Genomic DNA, 19,113 nt, shown 5'->3' with positions numbered 1-19,113 from the left:
GCGGATGTTCCGGTCGGCTCACGAATTGGCGAGCTCGTAGCGGCGGCGGTACTCCTCCTTGGAGGTCTCGCTGATGTCCACATCGGTGGCGCGTGCCCGCAGCGCGCCGACGGTGGCCTGCTCACGCAGGGTGTGCGCGAACGGATCCCAGTCGAAGAACCGCGCGGCGTTGGCGAAGGTGATCTTGTCGATCTCTTCGTCGGTGCACCGAGCGGCGTCCAGCTCGCTCTTCAGGATCTCGGGTGAGTGCGGCCAAGTGGAATCCGAGTGCGGGTAGTCGCATTCCCACGCAATGGTGTCGATGCCGAGCCGGTGACGGTTGTTCAGTCCGCTGGGTTCGGTGATGTAGCAGGCGAGGAAGTTCTTGCGCCACACGTCGGTCGGGCTCATCCCGTCGGGAAGAAAGCTCGTTCCGGTCCAGGACTGGTTGACGATGTGCCGGTCGAGGCGGTCCAGCCACGGCGCCACCCATCCGACGCCGCCCTCACTCATAGCGACCTTGAGGTCGGGGAACTTCTTGAACGCGCCGCTGAGCATCATGTCGGTGGCCGCGATTGTCGAGATGAGCGGCGTGAGCATCAGCATGTTGTCGATGTCGAATCCCTCGGGCCGCTTGACCAGGTTGATGCCGCCTCCGATGTGCAGGGACAGCACGATGTTGTGTTCGACGCACGCCTTGAAGATCGGGTCCCAGTAGCCGGACTTGAAGTCGGGGAACCCTTCCCCGACACCGTAGGGAGTTTCGGGGATGCTGATGGAGCGACATCCCATGGCTGCGATCCGGTGAACCTCGGCAACGGATTCGTCCGCATCGAAGAAGGGGATGATGCCGATCGGTATGAACCGGCCCGGGTGTGCGTCCGGGACCTCACCGACGACCCAGTCGTTGAAAGCCCTGCACGCGGCGAGGGAGAGCTTCTTGTCGGGCAGGCTCGCCAGGTGGGTGCCGGCGAAGCCGGGGAAGGTGGCGAACAGTGTCGCGGCGAGGGTGCCGTTGGCGTCCATGTCGCGCACGCGCATATCCATGTCGTAGACGGCGGGCCGCATCTCCGCGTACCCGGTGGGGTCCATGCCCCATTCGTGCTTGGGCCACGAGACCACGGCGTTGAGGCCGGAGCTGCCGACGACGGTGCCCTGGAACTGCCAGGCCTGCACCCGGGGATTACGGGGGTGGGCGGTGAGTTTGGGAGCCTGGTCCATCAGGCTCTTGGGGAAGTGCTTCTCGAAGATGTCCGCGGGTTCGACGACGTGGTCGTCGATGCTGATCATCACCATGTCTTCGGTCTTCATGAGGATCCCTTTCCGCAGCCGGTGCCGGTTACTTCTGTGCCGTCACCGGCGCTGCGATTCCCTGCTCGTCGACGATCTTCTGGATCCGGTCGAGGGTCTCGTCGAGTCCGTCGCCGAGGCGCGGACCGGGCGTGAAGGTGGCCGGAAGCTGCCGCATGCCCTGGATGACGCCGATGGACTCGTAGTGGACCGTGCCTTCGGGGTCGCAGCGATAGTCCGGCATCCGGTCGAGTACCGCGAGCAACATCCGCTTGAACATGGTTCGCGCCAGATTGGATCCGATGCAGCGGTGCACTCCGAGTCCGAAGCTGAAGTGCCGGTTGCCCTTGCGTTCCAGGTCAATCTCGTTCGGATCCGTGAACAGTTCGGGATCCCGGTTCGCCATCGCCCACGACAGCCAGATGCGTTCGCCCTCCTTGAACTCGACGCCGTCGAGTTGGGTGTCGGCGGAGAACGTGCGGCCGTCCCCGGCCGACGGACAATAGAAGCGCAGGAATTCTTCTGTTGCCGAATCCAGCAGCGTGTCCCGCTCGGCGCTGAGGATTTCGCGCTGATCGGGGTTCTGCGACAGCCACTCGAGCGCGTGCGAGGTCAACGCCGTCGTCGTGTCGAAACCACCGCCGATGAGCAGGCTCAGCACACCGAGCAGTTCGAGATCGTCGGGTGTCTCCCCGTCGATGGTGGCGCGGGCGACGGCATCGACCATTCCGGGACGGGGGTTTTCCCGGATCTCGTGGAGGCTGGCGAGAAGATCCATTCCCATCAACCGGTGCAGTTCGGCGACGCGGTGGACATCGGGCGAGTCCGGCGGCGTGTACATCGCGGCGTGGACGGGCTCGCAGTAGACGTTCCACTTGGCGACCGGAATCCCGAGCATCGCGAGGGTGATGACGGCGGGAACGATGTTCACCATATCGTCGATGAAGTCGATGCTGCCGGTCTCGATCTTCTCGTCGAGGCACGCGCGGATCACCTCGTCGATGAGGGGAACCCATTTCTTCACGGCAGCGGGAGACAGATACGGATTGAGTACGCTTCGGAATTCCCGGTGTTCGGGGTCGTCCATCTCCAGGATCCCACCGCGCACGCCGGATGCCCGGACGGCCGTGGGGATCATGATGCCCTTGTAGCCGCGCCGTACTCCCTTCACGTCGTGGTCGTTCGAGATGTTCGCCGAGCGTGCGAGGGTGAATACTGCCTCGCCGCCTGCGGCGACCCAGTGACCTCCGTGCGTGTCGGACCATGCCACCGGGCATTTCGAGTGCATCTCGGTAGTGATTTCCGAGAATCGGCCCCGGTAGTCCGGTGCGTGCCTGTCGAACTGATAGACCGGTGTCCGGTGCTCGGTGTCGACGACGGCCTCGTCAGCGCTCACGGTGTTGCCCTCTCGTGCGTCCGATGGATGGTGGTGCGGTCGGGTGGTGTCACAGGACGGAGATCGCCTGTTCGGGGCAACTGCGGTAGGCCTCGCGTGCGGATTCTGCGAGGTCGGCGGGTACTTCGGTGTCGACGGCCGTGGCGTGCCCGTCGATGTCGCTCAGTTCGAAGAGCGTGGGGGCGGCCATGGCGCACAGTGTGTGTCCTTGGCAGCGGTGAGGATCGACTTCCACCTTCATGACGTTCTCCGATCGTCGGCGAATTCTGTTGTTCTGCAGTCGGTTCGGAACTGCACCGCGACTCGATTCGTGTTCCCTGTAAACATTTTCACGATCTTTGTTCCAAGAATGCCGTTCCGGTTGGTGAGAACAGTAATGTCACAGGTGTCGGCCTGCAAGAGGTGCGATCGAAGAAGTGGAGCGTGAGGACGGTGCGGATATGAGGGCATGGCAGTTCGAAGGAGCCGGGCGACCGATCTCGTTGAACGAGGTTCCGGAACCGGAACCCGGCCCGGGCGAGGTGGTGATCGACGTCGCGGCGGCCGGACTGTGTCACAGCGACCTGATGTACATGGAGGTCGGAGAGGAGACGATGCCGTTCCTGCCCATGACGCAGGGACACGAGAACGCCGGCGTCATCAGCGCACTGGGCGACGGCGTCGAGGGCTGGAGCATCGGTGACGTCGTCGGCGTCTGCTCGTCGGGCGTGCGTCCGCCGCTCGGCATGTTCTCCCACGGTGGGTTCGCCGACAAGCTGGTCGCCGATGCCCGCGATCTCGCCCGGGTGCCCGAAGGGCTGGACCTGTCGCTGGCCGCCCTCGCGACGGATGCGGGAATGACCTCGTACCACGCCATCATCAAGGTCGGTGGTGCGTCGACGGGGATGAAGGTCGGTGTGATCGGCTACGGCGGTCTGGGGCAGATCGGGACTCGTGCGGCCGTGCTGGCCGGTGCGGAGGTGCACGTGGCAGAGACGAAGGAATCGGCATGGGATCTCGCCCGGCAGGCCGGCGCGACGGATGTCGTGCGGGACGCGGCCGAATGGGCGGGCCGAGGATTCGACCTCGTGGTCGACTACGCCGGTTTCGACACCACACAGAAGGCGATCGACGCCGTCGCCCGGGGCGGCACCGTGGTGCAGGTCGGTCTGGGCCTGCCGACGTTCACCGTGAAGACGCCGACGCTCCTCGGCAGGACGCTCGTGGGTTCCCTCGGTGGGACCGTCGAGGACATCGAGGAGGTGTACGACCTGTTCGTGAGACGGGAGATCGAACCCGCATACACCGAGATCGGCTTCGAGGAGATCGGTGATGGCCTGGAACGCCTTCGTCGCAACGAGGTGACCGGACGGCTCGTCGCGCGGTCGGACCGCTGAACCGTCGAAGCGGATTCGCACCCGGAAGCACGAAGGGAGGCCCGGTGCCGGACCTCCCTTCGTGCGGCAATCTCATCCCCTCGCGGACACGAGGCTCTCCGAACGCTGCACGGTGCCGGAGATCCCGTTCGCGTCCTGCTGCGCGAGCAGCACCGCGGCGGCGCCCATCGTCTCCGGTGGTTCCACCATCTCGGGCGGGATCTCCCGTCCGCCACCGCCGGCGGTCCAGCCCTCGGTGAGGACGACCCGTGAGGGCGCGAGACAGTTGACCGCGATGTTGTCCTGCCGCAGGTCGGCCGCGAGCCCGACGTAGAGGCGTTCCACCGCGGCCTTGGACACCCAGTAGGCGTTCGAGCCGCGGTCGGTCATCGTCACGCCGCTGGTGGTCACCGCGATCATCGACCCGCCGCCGCGCTCGCGCAGATGCGGGATCGCTGCCTTGGTCACGGTGAATACGCCGGTGAGGTTGACGTCGAGGCACAACTGCCAGCGTTTCGCCGGGGTCGTCTCGATCGGCCCCATCCACAGCACCCCGGCGTTCGCGACGAGGATGTCGAGCCCGCCGAACTCGGCGACCGTCGCGGCGATCGCGGAGTCGACGGACTGTTCGTCGGTGACGTCGCACGGCACCGGTAGGGCCCGGCCGCCGGCGTCGGTGATCCGCTCGGCGACCGAGCCGATGGTGCCGGGCAGCTTGCCCTCCTGCTCGGAGCGTGCCGCGACCGCCACAGAGGCTCCCGCCTCGGCGAGAGCGACGGCGATCGCCGCGCCGATGCCACGACTGGCACCGGCGACGAACGCGACCTTCCCTGCGAGGGGGCTCACTTCGGCGGGAACCTCAGTGCACCGTCGAGGCGGATGACCTCGCCGTTGAGGTAGTCGTTCTCGACGATGGACGCGACGAGCGTCGCGTACTCGGCAGGGCGGCCCATGCGCTTGGGATGCGGGATCTGCGGGCCCCAGTACGCCTCGAGCTGGTCGCCGGCCTTGCCGTAGGCGGGGGTGAGGATCGTGCCCGGCGCGATGGTGTTGACGCGGATGCCGAGCGGCGACAGGTCGCGTGCGGCGACCAGCGTCATGCCGATGACGCCGCCCTTCGCGGCCGCGTAGGGGAGCTGCCCGATCTGCCCTTCGTAACCGGCGATGGACGCGGTGTTCACGATGACGCCGCGGGAGCCCTCGTCGTCGAAGGGGTCCTGCTTGGCGATGGCGGCGGCGGCCAGGCGCATGACGTTGAACGACGACGTCAGGTACGACTCGATGGTCTTGGTGAAGTTCTCGAGCGGCATGGCGCTGCCGTCCTTGCCGACGAGGCGTCCGCCACCGGCCGGGCCACCGTGGCAGTCGACGGAGATGCGCAGCGGCGCGAGCGAGTCCGCTTCCGCGATGGCGGCCGAGACGGATTCTTCGCTGCCGGCGTCGGTGCGCACGTACCGCACACCGAGTTCCTGCTCGAGTTCCTTGCCCTTCTCGTCGTTGACGTCGGCGACGACGACCTTCGCACCCGCCTCGTGGAGACGCCGGACGGTGGCCTGCCCGAGGCCACCCGTGCCGCCGACGACGATCGCGGAGCTTCCTGCTACCTGCATGCTGCCTCCTTCGAGATTCGAGCTCTTGAAAGTAAAGCTCTCTGTCTGTGAGAATAATGTTCTCATGAACCTAAGCATGATTCTAGAAATGGCCGCAAGCACCGGCGAGCGAGCAGTTGCGACCGTCGGGAACCGGACCCTCACCGCTGCCGGTCTCGACGCCCTCGCACGTCGTGCCGCCGCGCAGTTCCGGAATCATCCGGCGGTGCTCTACCTGGGGTCCAACCACCTCGCGTATCCGGTGGCGCTGTTCGGTTCGGCACTGGCCGGGGTTCCTTTCGTGCCGCTCAACTACCGGCTCGGCGAACAACAACTCGGTGCGCTGAAGGCCAAGCACCCCGGTGCGCTCGTACTCGAGCAGGACGACCTCGACGCCCTCGTCGACGACTCCTACGCCACAGGCGACCCCGAACCGCCACTCGAACCTCAGTGGGACGGCGACATGGTCGCCGCGATCATCTACACCAGCGGCACCACCTCGGATCCGAAGCCCGCGATCCTGCGGCACCGGCACCTGCTCGCCTACGTGCTCAACACCATGGAGTTCGGATCGGCCGCCGAGACCGACGCATCGCTTGTCTCGGTCCCGCCGTACCACATCGCCGGCCTGACCAACCTGCTGTCGAACTTCTACACCGGCCGCCGCGTGGTGTACCTGCCGGCCTTCGACCCGCAGGTCTGGCTCGAGACGGTCCGGTGCGAACGCGTCACCCACGCGATGCTCGTCCCGACCATGCTCGCCCGCATCGTGACCGCCCTCGGCGACGACACGGCCGACACCCCCACGCTGGCGAGTCTCGCCTACGGCGGGTCGCGCACGCCGCGCCCGGTCCTCGAGCATGCGCTGCGCGCCTTCCCCGACACCGGCTTCGTCAACGCCTACGGTCTCACCGAAACCGCGTCGTCCGTCGCGGTTCTCGGACCCGACGACCACCGCACCGCCTTCGACTCCACCGATCCGGCCGTCCGCGACCGCCTCGGTTCGGTGGGTCGCCCGCTCCCCGGCATCGAGATCGAGATCCGTTCCGAGGAGGGCGAACCCGTCCCGGCCGGCGAGACCGGCCTGATCTTCGTCCGCGGCGAACAGATCTCGGGCGAATACGGCAACCGCAGCGTCCTCGACGCCGAGGGATGGTTCTCCACCCGCGATCTCGGCCGGCTCGACACCGACGGATATCTGTATGTCGAGGGCCGTTCCGACGACACGATCATCCGCGGTGGCGAGAACATCGCCCCCGCCGAGATCGAGGACGTCCTGCTCGCCCATCCGGGCATCACCGAGGCCGCCGTCATCGGCGTGTCGGATACCGAATGGGGACAACGCATCGTCGCGGTCCTCGTCGGCGACGGCGATCCGGACGAGATCCGACAGTGGGTCAAGGAACGTCTGCGTTCCTCGAAGACCCCCGACAACATCGTCTTCCGGGACGAACTGCCCAAGACCGAGACCGGAAAACTCTTGCGTCGCACCCTTCTCGCCGAACTGGAGGCCACCCATGCCTGATGCCGTGATCGTTTCCGCCCTGCGCACCCCGGTCGGCACCGCCGTCAAGGGCACGCTCCGCGACACCGACGCGTTCGCCCTCGCGGAGCGCATCGTCACCGCGACCACCGAGGACCTCGACAAGAACCTGATCGACGACGTGATCCTCGGCGAGGGCCTGTACGGCGGCGGCGTGATCGCCCGGCACGCAGCCCTCACCGCCGGCCTGACCCATGTGCCCGGTCTCGCACAGAACCGGCACTGCGCAGCGAGCCTGTCGACCGTGCAGTCCGCCGCGGCGAGTATCCGCTCCGGCATGGACCGCATCGTGATCGCCGGTGGCGTCAACTCCGCGTCGACCTCGCCTCGATCGCTCATCCGGAAGGGCGAGGAGTGGGTGCCGTGGATGTCGCCCAGCCACCCCGACAGCCCCGAGGCCCCCAACCGCGACATGTCCATCACCGTCGGCTGGAACGCCGCGGTGAAGGCCGGTATCAGCCGCGAGGAAATGGACGCCTGGGCGCTGCGCTCGCACCAGGTCGCGATCCGCGCCATCGACGAGGGCCGCTTCAAGGAGGAGATCGTCCCGATCGACACCCCGCACGGCCTGTTCGACACCGACGAACACCCGCGCCGGGAGACGAGCCTCGAGAAGCTCGCGTCCCTGAAGGTGCTGCACCCGGAGATCGAGGGCTTCAGCATCACCGCCGGCAACGCCTGCGGCGGCAACGATGCGGCGGCCGCGCTGGCCATCGCGAGCAGTGATCTGGGTCTGCCCGCGCTCGGCACGGTGCTGTCGTGGGCGTCGGTGGGTGTCGACCCCGCGATCACCGGACTCGCGCCGGTCGAGGCGATCCCGAAGGCACTCCAGCGCGCCGGTCTGTCCATCGGCGACGTCGACCTCTTCGAGATCAACGAAGCGTTCGCCGCGCAGTGCGTCGCGTGCATCAAGCTGCTCGAGATCGACCCCGAGAAAGTCAACGTCAACGGCAGCGGCTGCTCCCTCGGCCATCCGGTCGCCGCGACCGGCGCCCGCATGCTCGTCACCCTCACCTACGAACTGCGCCGCCGCGGCGGTGGCATCGGTGTCGCGTCGATGTGCGCGGGTGGTGGCATGGGCTCGGCCGTCGTGATCGAGGTGCCGGCACCGTGAACCGGGATACGCCGTGAACATCGGTGAATTGATCGACGCGGCACGCGGGGGCTCCCCGCGTGCCGCGGGTCGATTGCTGACCCTCGTCGAAGGACCGCGCCGGGACGAGGTACTCGAGCTGCTCGAACCCGCCCGCGCGCGGGTCGTCGGATTCACGGGCCCGCCCGGCGCCGGCAAGTCCACCACGGTCGGGGCACTCACCACCGCCTACCGCGAACGGGGACTGCGGGTCGCGGTACTGGCCGTCGACCCGTCGTCCCCCTACAGCGGCGGCGCACTGCTCGGCGACCGCATCCGCATGGCCGCGCACGTCGGCGACGCGGGTGTGTTCGTCCGGTCGGTGGCCTCCCGCGGACATCTCGGCGGACTCGCGGCCGCCGTCCCCGCGTCGATCCGATTGCTGGCAGCCTTGGGTTACGACGTGATCCTGCTCGAATCCGTCGGGGTGGGGCAGTCGGAGATCGAGATCGCGTCGGTCGCCGAACCCACCGTCGTCATCCTCAATCCGGGTGGGGGAGATGCCGTCCAGGCCGCCAAGGCCGGACTGCTCGAGGTCGCCGATCTCGTCGTGGTCAACAAGGCCGACCGCGACGGTGCGGATCAGACGGTGCGCGATCTCCGTGGCGACGTGAAGGTCCCGATCCTCAAGCTCGTCGCCGCGACCGGCCACGGTGTCGACGACCTCGTCGACGCGATCGAGGCGCACCAGCGGGCCGACACCGCGGAACGTCGCACCGCGCGGGCCCGCAGCCAGATCCTGTCGCTGGCACACACCCTCCTGCGCAACCACTCGGAGTTGGATGCTCTGGCAGAGGCCGTCGCGGACGGTCGCGACGATCCGTACTCGGCGGCCGCACGACTCGTCGACGGTGTGGGCGCCGGGGTTTCGTCCCACTAGCGTGCTCGATCCGGTTGTTCCGACGGCGTCATGCGCGGTCGGAACAACCATTTCGGCGTAACCGGGGCCTACCCGAGCGGCGGCGTGAGTCCGCACGGCCTGTTAGCTTGCGAAGGTGCCGTATCTCGGATTGATCGTGACAGTGTTGTGGGTGGGATGCCTCGTCGACGTGATCTGCGCCGACGAGCAACGGGTCCGGCGTCTGCCCAAACTGCTCTGGGTGACGATCGTTCTCTTCCTGCCGTTGATCGGGTCGGGGCTCTGGCTGGTCCTCGGGCGACCGCAGGGGGTGGTGGACATGCTGACGTCCAGGTCCACTCCCCAGCACCCGAGTCGATTCCGCCCTGCCGTCGATCCCGAGAACGACGAGGAGTTCCAGCGGCGCTTCCGTGCGCGGGTCGAGCAGCAACGGCGGCTCGCGCAGGAGCAGCGCCGGCGGGACGAGGGCGACGAGAGCGCCGAGTGACAGCGCAGTTTCGATCTCAGGTCAGAACGGGGACCACGAGCGGGAGTTCGACCGTCGTCCGGATCCCGGACCGCGCCGCGCACACCGCCGCGATCGAGTTCACTGCACGATTGGCGGTGTAGGACGGGGAGATCTCGCTCATCCGCTCGAGCGGGATGGGGAAACGCATGTCGATGTCGAGGGGTGCGTCGCCGTCGACGGTGATGTGCCAGCCGGTGGCGTGCAGGTCCCAATCGGCATCGAGCTGATCCGTGCAGTACCAGGTGGGACGGAATCGCATCAGCTCGCGGCCGTCGCGGATGCCCGACACCGTGATGCGTTGCGCGGCCACCGTTCCCGCCTCGATCGTGCCGGCGGCGATGGTGACCGTCGAGCGTGCCGTGGCGAGTTCGCCTGTCGTTCGGATCGTGTCGAGGGTGAGGCCGAGCGCGTCGGCCAGGGCGGCCAGCGACGGTCCGAAGTTGGATTCCACGTGGGCGAGCCGGACGTCGGCGAATTCTCCTGCATCACCACCGAATCCCATGACGTCGAACAGGATTCCGGGGGAGTTCCGCTGGGAGAGGTCGGCGTACTCGTCGATGGCGAGGTGGTCCATCCTCCGCTGGATGGAGGTCAGCACGAGTGGCACAGCCTCCGTGACGAAACCGGGACTGCTGCCGGTGCTGTGGATCGACGTACCGCCGAGTGCGCACGCGGCCTCTACGGCTTCACGCACCACCGGATCCATACCCGCCGGGCGGTGGAACTCTCCACGGGTGGTGACGATGTTCGTGCCGGAGGCGAGGATTCGGCACACTTCGTCGAGGTCGAACAGCAGCGGCATGTACAGCACGCAGTCGGCCCCGAGATCGATGATCTCGTCGGCGTCGTTCGTGGCGCGCACACCGACCGGGTCGCGTCCGCACAACTCGCCCGCGTCGCGACCGGCCTTGTCGTCGCTGTGCACGTACACGCCGACGAGTTCGACGGAGGGATGGTCGATCACCGCGCGCAGCGCGCGGGTGCCGATCGTTCCGGTCGCCCACTGCACCACGCGCAGAGGGCGCGGTGACGGAGTCTCGACGACGGCGTTGTCGGGGGCGGACTGTCGTTGCATGACACCTCGATCTCGATCGGTGTTCGTGGGAAGAACCGTCAGGGCAGACGCAGCAGGGCTTCCTGGGCGAAAGAGGCGACGAGAGAACCCTTCTCGGTGAGCAGGTCGCCGCGGCCGAAGCACCGTCCGTGGGCGACGAGGGGGCTGTGCTGACGCAGCAGCAACCAGTCGTCACTGCGGAACGGGCGGTGGAACCACAGATTGTGCGAGGTGACCGCGGACGTGAAGGCCGTTCCGTTGCCGGTGTGGTCGAAGCCGTCGACGGCAAGAAGTGCGGTACCGATGAGGTTGAGGTCGGTGGCGTAGGCGGCGAGTGCCGGCGCGTACGCCTCGTCGACCTCGGGGGTGCGCATCCACATCTCGAACTCGGGTGCGGAGACTCCGCGATCCTCGAGGTCGGTCGTCGCGCGGGTCTCCCACGGGATCAACGAGAACGGGGCGCGCGTGCTCTCGTCGAACACCTGGGGTACGGACGGCACGGTCTGCACCTCGGGGCCGTCCTCGCCGGCGTGCATGGACACCGATGCCGTGGCGAGGACGCCCTTCGACTGGCGCGCGACCGCCGTCAACGTGGCGAAGGTCCGGCCCTCGTGCAGGCGGGTGATCTCGTAGCGGACGGGCTCGTCGGCGCGTCCTTCACGGGCGAAGACGGTGTGCAGGGATTTGATGCTCTTCTCGGGGCAGGTCAGCTCGGCGGCACGCACGAACTGCCCGAGCAACTGGCCCCCGAAGAGCCGGTGGTATTCGAGGTGCTGATTGCTGCCCTCGAACACCACCGACTCGGGGCGCTCCTCGTCCACGGGGGACGAGCGCAGATCGAGACAGGCGAGGAGGTCGTTCCACAACTCGGTCACGAGCCGAGTGTAAGTGAACTACTCCGATTTGAGAATGGTGTTCTCGTCAGCGGGCGGCGAATCCCTGCGAGCAGAAGTTCCAGACCTCGTCGGCCGTGATGGGACGGGTCGTGCTGTCGTCGCCTCCGCTCGACTGAGCGATGAACATCACGGTCTGCATCGTCATGGCGGCCATCCGCTTCGGGTTCAGCCCCTCGCGGAGGCTGTCCTCGGCGTCGACCTTCTCCATCAGCTCCGTGAACAGCGCGAGCATCGGGGCGTGCGCGACCTTCACCTCGGCGGGGTGGGTGAGCAGCAGCTGCGGCGCGAAGTCGGTGAACAGCGGTCGCTGGGCCGTCGGGTCGGGCCGGGACGACTCGAACAGCAGTTCCACCGCGACGCGCAATTGGTCGAGAGGGGCCTTCTCGCCGGCGGCAGCGGCACGGATCTGATCGGCAGAGCGGCTCAGAGCATCTTCGAAGAGCGCGAGCAGCAACTCGTGCTTACCGTCGAACTGCAGGTAGAAGCTGCGAAGCGACTGCTTCGAACGGTCGACGACCTCCTGGACCGTGAAGTCGGTGCTGCCCTTTTCCGTGATGATCGCCTGCGCTGCGTCGAGGAAGCGCTGTACGCGCTGTTCGGCGCGCAGTTTGGCGGTCCGGATGGAGCGCTCGACTGCGCGTTGCTTCCAGGCCGGTTCTTCGCTGGCGCCCGTCACTGCCCGGATCGCCCTGTGTCGCGTGGAGTGGACATAGGAGCACTGTACCGGAGGGTAGGGGCGCATTGCGGGACTGTCCTTCCGTTTCCCGCACCGATCAGAGACTATTACTATCTTGAAAAGAGAATGTTATTCTCATCGCAATACCAGGCTCAGTGCCAGGAAGGAGGCAAGTCGGAATGCTTTTCGAGTTCGACTCCGATCAGCAGTTGTGGCAGAAGACCGTCCGGGAAGTGACGGCGAAGGAATGCCCGTCGACACTCGTCCGCACCGTCGTCGACAACGGCGCCGATCCGGCCCCGTTGTGGAAGACCTACGTGGGCCTGGGATGGACGGAACTGGTCGAGTCCGAGGCCGCGGTGGAGCTCGCGATCGTCCTGGAGGAACTCGGCCGGGCAACCGACCCGACCCCCTTTCTCGCCACCACCACCCAATTCGCCCCGCTCGTCGCCGGCCGGAACCGGCCCGATCGTGCGGGCGCCGCCGTCTACGAGGGCATCTCCGCCGTGCGCGACGCGGATGGCTGGCTGCTCCGCGGCACCGCACACCGGGTGCTCGACGGCGACCGCGCCGACGACATCGCCGTCGTCACCGATGCAGGTGTGTTCACCGTCCGGGCCGATCAGGTGTCGGCCCGCCGTACCTCCGCTTTCGACCCGGTCCTGCACCTGGCCGACATCGTCTTCGACGACGTGCGGGCCGAAGCGGACCCGGACACCGACGTCGACGTGGAGAAGGCACGGCACGTCGCCCTCGCGGGACTCGCCGTCACCATGGTCGGTGCCTGCCGCCGTATCCTGGATCTCGCACTCGACCACGTGCGCAACCGGCAGCAGTTCGGTGTGCCGATCGGGTCGTTCCAGGCCGTCAAGCATCGCGCCGCCGACATGCACGTCGCCGTCGAACGTGCCGGCGCCCTCGCGTATTTCGCGGCACTGACGATCGCGGAGGACGACCCGCGCCGTCGCCTCGCCGCCTCCATGGCCAAAGCCGCTGCGGGAGAATGCCAGTCGACGGTCTTCCGCAGTGGTCTGCAGTTGTTCGGCGCCATGGGCTTCACCTGGGAGAACGACCTGCAGTTCGCGCTCAAGCGTGCCCGGGCGGGGGAGCACATGCTCGGATCCGCCGCGGAGCACCGCGCACTGATCGCCGAGGAGTACCGTGCAACTCTCGTTTGATTCCGACGTCGAGGAGTTCCGCGCCGAGTTCGTGGCCTTTCTCGACGAGCACCTGCCCGATCCGTCCGAGGCCACCGTCCGCGCCCGGTCGAGCGCCGACGTCCCCGAATGGGCACGCCGCTGGCAACGGGTCCAGTTCGACCACGGCTGGCTGCTGCCCGGCAATCCACCCGAGTTCGGTGGCCGCAACGCGACGATCCTGCAGCAGTACGTCCACCTCGAGGAACTGTCGAAGCGGCGGATCTACCACAGCTTCAACCCGCAAGGGCTCGGGATCATCGCGGCCTCGCTGCTGTCGTTCGGTACGGACGAACAGAAGCAACGCTGGGCGGTGCCCATCCTCCGAGCGGAGATCACCGCGGCCCTCGGGATGAGCGAGCCCGGCGCGGGATCCGACCTCGCCTCCCTGCGCACCCGGGCGGTGCGCGACGGCGACCACTTCGTCGTCAACGGCCAGAAGGTGTGGACCTCCGGTGCCCACGACGCCGACGTGCTGCTGACCTTCGTCCGTACCGATCCGGATGCGCCGAAGCACAAGGGGATCAGCGTCCTGCTCATCCCCACCGATCTGCCCGGCGTCGTCCGCAGACCGTTCCCGTCGGTCGCCGACGGCGACGACCGCGACTTCAACGAGGTGTTCTTCACCGACGTGCGTGTGCCCGCCGAGAACCTCATCGGCGAGCTGAACGGCGGCTGGTCGGTCGCGAACGGATCGCTCGGGCACGAACGCACCCTGCTGTGGCTCAGTTTCGCCGACCGGCTGCAGGATTTCGTCGAGGACTTCCGCCCCCGCACGGCGCTCGACCGCGACCGCTACGCCACACTCGTGATGGACCACCAGGCGCTGAAGTTGCTCGGTTCGGCCGCCCTCGTCCGCGAATCCCGCGGAGCGCAGGACGTTCCCGCCCTGTCGGTGCTCAAGCTCCTCGGCTCCGAGGCGGTCCAGACCGCCGCCGAACACGCCCTCGACGCTGCCGGCCCGGACGGTCTCGTCCATCCGGCGACGACATCGGCATATGTGCCGTGGAATCTCGACAACTTCTCGTCGAGCTGGTTCGAGAGGTTCGTGCGGAGCTTCGCCGGCACCATCGCGGGTGGCACGTCCGAGATCCAACGCAACATCATCGCCGAACGCGTCCTTGGCTTGCCCCGTGGCTGACAAGTACATCGGGTACGAGACCTCCGACCGGATCGCGACCATCACACTGAACCGGCCGGAGGTCGCCAACGCGCAGAACGGCGCCCTCCTGGACGAACTGGACGCCGCCTGGACCCGCGCCGGCGACGATCCCGAGGTCTCCGTGATCGTGCTCCGCGCCGAGGGCAAGCACTTCTCGGCCGGGCACGATCTCCGCAGCGGAGAACCTGTCCCCGACAAGATCACCCTCGAGATGATCTACCGCAACGAGTCCCGGCGTTATCTCGAGTATTCGCTGCGGTGGCGCAACATCCCGAAGCCGTCCATCGCCGCGGTGCAGGGCCGGTGCATCTCCGGTGGCCTCCTGCTGTGCTGGCCGTGCGATCTCATCGTCGCGGCCGACGACGCGTCGTTCTCCGATCCTGTGGTCCTCATGGGTATCGGCGGCGTCGAATATCACGGGCACACCTGGGAACTCGGCCCACGCAAGGCCAAGGAGATCCTCTTCACCGGCCGGCCGGTCACCGCGGAGGAAGCGGAGCAGACGGGCATGGTGAACCGCGTCGTGCCCCGCGCCGATCTCGACACCGAAGTACGCACGCTCGCCGAGCAGATCGCGAAGATGCATCCCTTCGGCCTGCGGCAGGCCAAGCGGGCCGTCAACCAGACTCTCGACGTGCAGGGCTTCTACGCCGCGATCCAGTCGGTCTTCGACATCCACCAGACGGGACACGGCAACGCCCTCAGCGACAGTGGGTGGCCGGTCCTGATGAATCTCGACGAGATGAAGGACAACATCCGCTAGCGCACGGGGCATTCGCTACCGCTTTCGCCATTCGCCGCGGAAATTGTTGTAGCGTATGGCGATTCCGGTAGCCGATGGACAACGCAGTTACGTGTGGGGCCGCCTCCGAATCCCGGAGGCGGCCCCGCACGCGTGTGTCTCAGACCTTACGGGTGACACCACCGTCGACGCGGATGATCGCGCCGGTGGTGAAACTCGACGCGTCGCTGGCCAGATGGAGTGCGAGTGGCGCGACCTCCTCGGGCCGGCCCATGCGACGCAACGGCACGAAGGATGCCTCCTCGCCTTCCGGCGGAGCCCATGCCTTCGACAGGTCGGTACGGAACGGACCCGGAAGGATCGAATTGACACGCACTTTCGGTGCGTAAGCCTCTGCCAGGCCCACCGTGAGGGCGTTCAGGCCGGCCTTCGCGCATGCGTAGGGGAGTTCGCGCACACTCGCCGTGAGCGACCCGGCGGTGCCGATGTTGACGATCGACCCGCCGTCGTGCTCCGCCATGTACGTGCCGGCGCGAACCGCAAGCCGGAACGGGCCCTTGAGGTTCACGCCGAAGGTCTTGTCGTACAACTCTTCGGTGATGGATTCGAGATCCTGGTAGAGCGGCGACATTCCGGCATTGTTGACGAGGATGTCGAGACGCCCGAAATGGTCGAGGGTCGTGTCGACGAGCGTGTTGCAGTCGTCCCACTGTCCGACATGGCAGGCGACGGGGAGCACCTTGCTGCCGGTGGATGCCTCGATCTCCTTCGCGGCGAGTTCGCACGCGTCGAGCTTGCGGGAGGCGACGACGACGTCGGCGCCGTGTTCGGCGAGGATCTGCGCGATGGCGCGGCCGATGCCACGCGAACCACCTGTGACGACAGCAGTTTTCCCGCTCAGATCGTGAAGAGAGTCAAGTTGTCCCATATACGGATCATGCCTCAGAACAAGGGTATTGGAAAGGGGGTTCTCTTCTGAAAGAATGAAATTCCGGACGAAGTCGAAGGAGCCTCATGACGCCCGACGAGCTGTGCGACAAGTACGCCATCACCGAACTCCTCTACCGCTATGCAACGGCGGTGGACACCAAGGACTGGAAGAAGATGGAATCGGTCTTCACCGAGGACGCCCATCTCGACTACAGCTCCGTGGGATACCAGCCCGGACCGAGGGACGAAGTGCTCGCGCAGCTGCAGAAGGCGCTGTCGTACCTGCCGATGTCGCAGCACTTCGTCACCAACGTCGAGGTCGACCTCGACGGCGACCGTGCGACGGTACGGGCGATGTTCTACAACCCCATGCAACTCCCCGGCGTCGACGGCCTGACCTATTGCGGGGGCAACTACCACCACGAGGTCGTGCGGACCTCCGAGGGCTGGAAGAGTTGCCGCCTCACCGAGGAGAGCCTGTGGTTCTCGAACCACCCCGACCCGTCGAAGAACGGGGCGCACCGATCGAGCTGATTGCAGATCTCAGGCCCGGGTAACCGACAGGCATGGACCAGTCGGAAACCCCGTTGCTCAGCGCTGTCGAGGAATACCGCCGGCTCGACCGCTACGGCTTCTCCCCGCCGGGACACCGGCAGGGCCGCGGCGTGGACGAACGCGTCGCGGAAGTGCTCGGGCGGGACTCGTTCCGTGCGGATGTCCTCGCCTCCGGTGGCCTCGACGACCGTCTGACGCGCAACGGATATCTGAGCAGAGCAGAAGAACTCATGGCCGAGGCGGTCGGAGCCGAGCAGGCCTTCTTCTCGACCTGCGGAAGCTCCTTGTCGGTCAAGGCCGCGATGATGGCCGTCGCCGGCAACGATCCGGGCGGCCTGCTGCTCGGACGCGACTCGCACAAGTCGATCGTCGCCGGCCTGATCTTCAGTGGCGTCACCCCGCGTTGGATCACCCCGCAGTGGGACGAGGAGATGCACTTCTCCCATCCACCCTCACCACAGCAGGTTCGAGAAATGTGGGACAAGTACCCCGACGCGGCCGGTGCACTGATCGTCAGCCCCAGTCCGTACGGGACGTGCGCCGACATCGCGGGCATCGCGGACGTCTGCCACGAACGCGGAAAGCCGCTCATCGTCGACGAGGCGTGGGGCGCGCATCTGCCCTTCCACGACGACCTGCCGACCTGGGCGATGGATGCCGGTGCCGATGTCTGCGTGGTGAGTGTGCACAAGATGGGTGCCGGTTTCGAGCAGGGCTCGGTGTACCACGTCCAGGGAGACCTGGTCGACGCCTCCCACCTGTCGGATTGCGCCGATCTGCTCATGACCACCAGCCCCAACGTGTTGATCTACTCGGCGATCGACGGATGGCGACGGCAGATGGTCGAGCACGGCACCGAACTGCTCGGCAGTGCGCTCGACCTGGCCCGGACTACGCGCGAACGCATCGAGAGGATCGACGGGATCTCCGTCCTCGACGACCGGCTGCTCGGCGACGAGGCCTCGCACGATCTCGACCGCCTCCAGGTGCTCATGGACCTCGACGAACTCGGCGTCTCGGGTTATCAGTGCGCCGACTGGCTGCGGGAGAACTGTCGTCTCGACGTCGGCATGAGCGACCACCGCAGGATCCTCGCCACGATGTCCATGTCCGACGACGAGGACACCGCCGATCGGCTCGTCTCCGCGCTCGAAGCACTGTCCCGGGCGGCGGAGTCCTTCGATCCGCCGCCCCGGATCGAGCTGCCGAGTCCGGACGAACTGCAGCTCGAATCGGTGATGTCTCCGCGCGACGCGTTCTTCGGCAGGACCGAGATGGTCTCCGCCGCCCGCGCCGTCGGCCGCATCGCGGCGGAACAGCTCACGCCGTACCCGCCGGGTATCCCCGCGGTCGTACCGGGTGAGCGGCTCGACCGCGCGGTCGTCGACTACCTCCACAGCGGTGTGGGTGCCGGCATGAACGTGCCCGACGCGACCGACAGCTCCCTCGACGAGTTCCGTGTGGTCGTCGAGGGCTGACGCCGAACCGGATGGACGGTCAGAGGTGCACCAGGCGCGGCGCCGAACCCTCCGCGCGGATGAGGGCACCGGCCTCGCGGGTCAGTTCCCGTGAACTGCCGAGCAGACCGTCGAGCACCAGTGCCCGTTTGATGTGTCGGTGCAGGTCGTGCTCGGCGGTGAAGCCGATACCGCCGAGGACCTGCTGGCAGTGCCGTGCCGCGATGATCGCCGCGCGACCCGCGGCGGCCTTCGCGAGCAGGGAACCGAGCTCGTCGGTGGCGGCACGCAGGGTGGCCTCCGCGCCCTCGACGGCGACGTACGTCTCCGCGAGCCGGTGCCGCACCGCCTGGAAGCCGGCGATCGGCTTGCCGAACTGCGTGCGGTCGAGAGCGTGGGTACGGGCCGAGTCGAGCATCGCTCGGCTCGTTCCGACCAGCCACCAGCCGAGCGCACGACGTGCCGCTGCGACCGGCACCGGATCACCGGATCCGACCGTCGCGATCGGCAGTTCCGCGTCGAGCGCGGTGGTGTCCCGGTCCTCGCGTGCCCACTCGATCCACTGTCGGCCGGTGTAGGGGAGGGGTACGACCCCACCGGCCTCACGACCCGCGTCGACGAGCACGACGTCGTTGATCACCGGGGCGTGCGCGCCGGTCTCGCCGAGCAGCCGGAACACCATGGGGATCGTGTCGTCGGGCATCTCGGTGAGCATGTCGTGCCAGCCCAGATCGACCAGCGCCGCGTCGAGTGTGGCACCGGTCGTGCTCTCCATGGTCTTGCGCAGTGCGTCC

Annotated in this window: 20 protein-coding genes; 10 read left to right on the top strand and 10 right to left on the bottom strand. The window is 67.1% G+C overall.

Annotated features, from left to right (window positions below):
* Nucleotides 1–18: 18 nt before the first annotated feature.
* From C6Y44_RS22165 to C6Y44_RS22155, 3 genes are read right to left on the bottom strand one after another with little or no spacing between them, the layout of a single operon-like run.
* Complete coding sequence (locus C6Y44_RS22165; protein WP_085470215.1) at nt 19–1,290, bottom strand: amidohydrolase family protein; 1,272 nt, start codon at nt 1,288–1,290, stop codon at nt 19–21.
* 28 nt (nt 1,291–1,318) lie between these two features.
* Nucleotides 1,319–2,665, bottom strand: a complete 1,347-nt coding sequence (locus tag C6Y44_RS22160; RefSeq protein ID WP_059384018.1) for a cytochrome P450 — start codon at nt 2,663–2,665, stop codon at nt 1,319–1,321.
* Between the two features lie 49 nt (nt 2,666–2,714).
* Nucleotides 2,715–2,906: a ferredoxin gene (locus C6Y44_RS22155; RefSeq protein WP_159417407.1), complete on the bottom strand. Its 192-nt coding sequence runs from the start codon at nt 2,904–2,906 to the stop codon at nt 2,715–2,717.
* Nucleotides 2,907–3,105: 199 nt separating this feature from the next.
* Between C6Y44_RS22155 and C6Y44_RS22150 the strand changes: the two genes are divergently transcribed.
* Entirely contained in the window at nt 3,106–4,041 is a 936-nt protein-coding gene (locus C6Y44_RS22150; RefSeq protein WP_159417408.1) for a zinc-binding dehydrogenase, read from the top strand.
* A gap of 72 nt (nt 4,042–4,113) precedes the next feature.
* Here C6Y44_RS22150 and C6Y44_RS22145 read toward each other — a convergent pair whose 3' ends face one another.
* Together C6Y44_RS22145 and C6Y44_RS22140 are read right to left on the bottom strand one after the other, a co-directional pair.
* Nucleotides 4,114–4,866 (bottom strand): SDR family NAD(P)-dependent oxidoreductase, encoded by a 753-nt coding sequence (locus C6Y44_RS22145; RefSeq protein WP_159417409.1) that lies wholly within the window; start codon nt 4,864–4,866, stop codon nt 4,114–4,116.
* On the bottom strand, nt 4,863–5,630 hold the full coding sequence (locus C6Y44_RS22140; protein WP_059384022.1) for an SDR family oxidoreductase: 768 nt from the start codon (nt 5,628–5,630) through the stop codon (nt 4,863–4,865). The genes C6Y44_RS22145 and C6Y44_RS22140 overlap by 4 nt, the downstream gene beginning before the upstream one ends.
* 64 nt (nt 5,631–5,694) lie before the next feature.
* On the opposite strand from C6Y44_RS22140, the gene C6Y44_RS22135 reads away from it, so the two are divergent.
* The 4 genes from C6Y44_RS22135 to C6Y44_RS22120 all read left to right on the top strand — a co-directional run bounded on the left by C6Y44_RS22135 (nt 5,695) and on the right by C6Y44_RS22120 (nt 9,630).
* Nucleotides 5,695–7,134, top strand: coding sequence for a class I adenylate-forming enzyme family protein (locus C6Y44_RS22135; protein WP_174246980.1), 1,440 nt, complete (start codon nt 5,695–5,697; stop codon nt 7,132–7,134).
* Nucleotides 7,127–8,266, top strand: a complete 1,140-nt coding sequence (locus C6Y44_RS22130) for a thiolase family protein (RefSeq protein WP_085470211.1) — start codon at nt 7,127–7,129, stop codon at nt 8,264–8,266. Before C6Y44_RS22135 ends, C6Y44_RS22130 begins: the two co-directional genes overlap by 8 nt.
* Nucleotides 8,267–8,279: 13 nt before the next feature.
* On the top strand, nt 8,280–9,164 hold the full coding sequence (meaB, locus tag C6Y44_RS22125; RefSeq protein ID WP_159417411.1) for a methylmalonyl Co-A mutase-associated GTPase MeaB: 885 nt from the start codon (nt 8,280–8,282) through the stop codon (nt 9,162–9,164).
* A 136-nt stretch (nt 9,165–9,300) separates the two neighbouring features.
* A complete protein-coding gene (locus tag C6Y44_RS22120; protein WP_225623655.1) occupies nt 9,301–9,630 on the top strand; it encodes a PLD nuclease N-terminal domain-containing protein in 330 nt (109 codons plus the stop codon).
* 16 nt (nt 9,631–9,646) lie between these two features.
* On the opposite strand, the gene C6Y44_RS22115 is transcribed toward C6Y44_RS22120, so the two are convergent.
* Genes C6Y44_RS22115 through C6Y44_RS22105 form a run of 3 tightly spaced genes read right to left on the bottom strand, consistent with a single transcriptional unit; the run spans nt 9,647 to nt 12,277 of the window.
* Entirely contained in the window at nt 9,647–10,726 is a 1,080-nt protein-coding gene (locus C6Y44_RS22115) for an NAD(P)H-dependent amine dehydrogenase family protein (RefSeq protein ID WP_159417412.1), read from the bottom strand.
* Nucleotides 10,727–10,764: 38 nt separating this feature from the next.
* Nucleotides 10,765–11,580, bottom strand: coding sequence for an acyl-CoA thioesterase (locus tag C6Y44_RS22110; protein ID WP_159417413.1), 816 nt, complete (start codon nt 11,578–11,580; stop codon nt 10,765–10,767).
* A 46-nt stretch (nt 11,581–11,626) separates the two neighbouring features.
* Nucleotides 11,627–12,277, bottom strand: coding sequence for a TetR/AcrR family transcriptional regulator (locus tag C6Y44_RS22105; RefSeq protein WP_174246981.1), 651 nt, complete (start codon nt 12,275–12,277; stop codon nt 11,627–11,629).
* Nucleotides 12,278–12,456: 179 nt separating this feature from the next.
* Between C6Y44_RS22105 and C6Y44_RS22100 the strand changes: the two genes are divergently transcribed.
* Genes C6Y44_RS22100 through C6Y44_RS22090 form a run of 3 tightly spaced genes read left to right on the top strand, consistent with a single transcriptional unit; the run spans nt 12,457 to nt 15,398 of the window.
* Nucleotides 12,457–13,455 (top strand): acyl-CoA dehydrogenase family protein, encoded by a 999-nt coding sequence (locus C6Y44_RS22100; RefSeq protein WP_159417415.1) that lies wholly within the window; start codon nt 12,457–12,459, stop codon nt 13,453–13,455.
* The gene (locus tag C6Y44_RS22095; RefSeq protein ID WP_159417416.1) at nt 13,439–14,614 is read left to right on the top strand and encodes an acyl-CoA dehydrogenase family protein; all 1,176 of its coding nucleotides are present in this window, start codon (nt 13,439–13,441) and stop codon (nt 14,612–14,614) included. The genes C6Y44_RS22100 and C6Y44_RS22095 overlap by 17 nt, the downstream gene beginning before the upstream one ends.
* On the top strand, nt 14,607–15,398 hold the full coding sequence (locus tag C6Y44_RS22090; protein WP_016695483.1) for an enoyl-CoA hydratase: 792 nt from the start codon (nt 14,607–14,609) through the stop codon (nt 15,396–15,398). The genes C6Y44_RS22095 and C6Y44_RS22090 overlap by 8 nt, the downstream gene beginning before the upstream one ends.
* 139 nt (nt 15,399–15,537) lie before the next feature.
* On the opposite strand, the gene C6Y44_RS22085 is transcribed toward C6Y44_RS22090, so the two are convergent.
* Nucleotides 15,538–16,305 (bottom strand): SDR family NAD(P)-dependent oxidoreductase, encoded by a 768-nt coding sequence (locus C6Y44_RS22085; RefSeq protein WP_016695484.1) that lies wholly within the window; start codon nt 16,303–16,305, stop codon nt 15,538–15,540.
* Between the two features lie 86 nt (nt 16,306–16,391).
* Here C6Y44_RS22085 and C6Y44_RS22080 point away from each other — a divergent pair, with 86 nt between their 5' ends.
* On the top strand, nt 16,392–16,841 hold the full coding sequence (locus tag C6Y44_RS22080) for a nuclear transport factor 2 family protein (RefSeq protein WP_120280525.1): 450 nt from the start codon (nt 16,392–16,394) through the stop codon (nt 16,839–16,841).
* A 32-nt stretch (nt 16,842–16,873) separates the two neighbouring features.
* A complete protein-coding gene (locus C6Y44_RS22075) occupies nt 16,874–18,340 on the top strand; it encodes an aminotransferase class I/II-fold pyridoxal phosphate-dependent enzyme (protein ID WP_159417417.1) in 1,467 nt (488 codons plus the stop codon).
* Between the two features lie 19 nt (nt 18,341–18,359).
* On the opposite strand, the gene C6Y44_RS22070 is transcribed toward C6Y44_RS22075, so the two are convergent.
* On the bottom strand, nt 18,360–19,094 hold the full coding sequence (locus tag C6Y44_RS22070) for an acyl-CoA dehydrogenase family protein (RefSeq protein WP_197700708.1): 735 nt from the start codon (nt 19,092–19,094) through the stop codon (nt 18,360–18,362).
* Nucleotides 19,095–19,113: the final 19 nt, after the last annotated feature.

Origin of the sequence: Rhodococcus rhodochrous (assembly GCF_014854695.1) — a bacterium.
GTDB lineage: Bacteria > Actinomycetota > Actinomycetes > Mycobacteriales > Mycobacteriaceae > Rhodococcus.
The sequence above is the reverse complement of the archived record's forward strand: the minus strand, read 5'-3'. Positions and strand labels throughout refer to the sequence as shown.

What these genes read in the sequence shown, in the direction of transcription:
- C6Y44_RS22115 (WP_159417412.1), bottom strand. Translation starts at nt 10,726, where the DNA reads ATGCAACGACAGTCCGCCCCCGACAACGCCGTCGTCGAGACTCCGTCA.
- C6Y44_RS22130 (WP_085470211.1), top strand. Translation starts at nt 7,127, where the DNA reads ATGCCTGATGCCGTGATCGTTTCCGCCCTGCGCACCCCGGTCGGCACC.
- C6Y44_RS22100 (WP_159417415.1), top strand. Translation starts at nt 12,457, where the DNA reads ATGCTTTTCGAGTTCGACTCCGATCAGCAGTTGTGGCAGAAGACCGTC.
- C6Y44_RS22075 (WP_159417417.1), top strand. Translation starts at nt 16,874, where the DNA reads ATGGACCAGTCGGAAACCCCGTTGCTCAGCGCTGTCGAGGAATACCGC.
- C6Y44_RS22135 (WP_174246980.1), top strand. Translation starts at nt 5,695, where the DNA reads ATGAACCTAAGCATGATTCTAGAAATGGCCGCAAGCACCGGCGAGCGA.
- C6Y44_RS22165 (WP_085470215.1), bottom strand. Translation starts at nt 1,290, where the DNA reads ATGAAGACCGAAGACATGGTGATGATCAGCATCGACGACCACGTCGTC.
- C6Y44_RS22155 (WP_159417407.1), bottom strand. Translation starts at nt 2,906, where the DNA reads ATGAAGGTGGAAGTCGATCCTCACCGCTGCCAAGGACACACACTGTGC.
- C6Y44_RS22085 (WP_016695484.1), bottom strand. Translation starts at nt 16,305, where the DNA reads ATGGGACAACTTGACTCTCTTCACGATCTGAGCGGGAAAACTGCTGTC.
- C6Y44_RS22140 (WP_059384022.1), bottom strand. Translation starts at nt 5,630, where the DNA reads ATGCAGGTAGCAGGAAGCTCCGCGATCGTCGTCGGCGGCACGGGTGGC.
- C6Y44_RS22070 (WP_197700708.1), bottom strand. Translation starts at nt 19,094, where the DNA reads ATGGAGAGCACGACCGGTGCCACACTCGACGCGGCGCTGGTCGATCTG.
- C6Y44_RS22150 (WP_159417408.1), top strand. Translation starts at nt 3,106, where the DNA reads ATGAGGGCATGGCAGTTCGAAGGAGCCGGGCGACCGATCTCGTTGAAC.
- C6Y44_RS22080 (WP_120280525.1), top strand. Translation starts at nt 16,392, where the DNA reads ATGACGCCCGACGAGCTGTGCGACAAGTACGCCATCACCGAACTCCTC.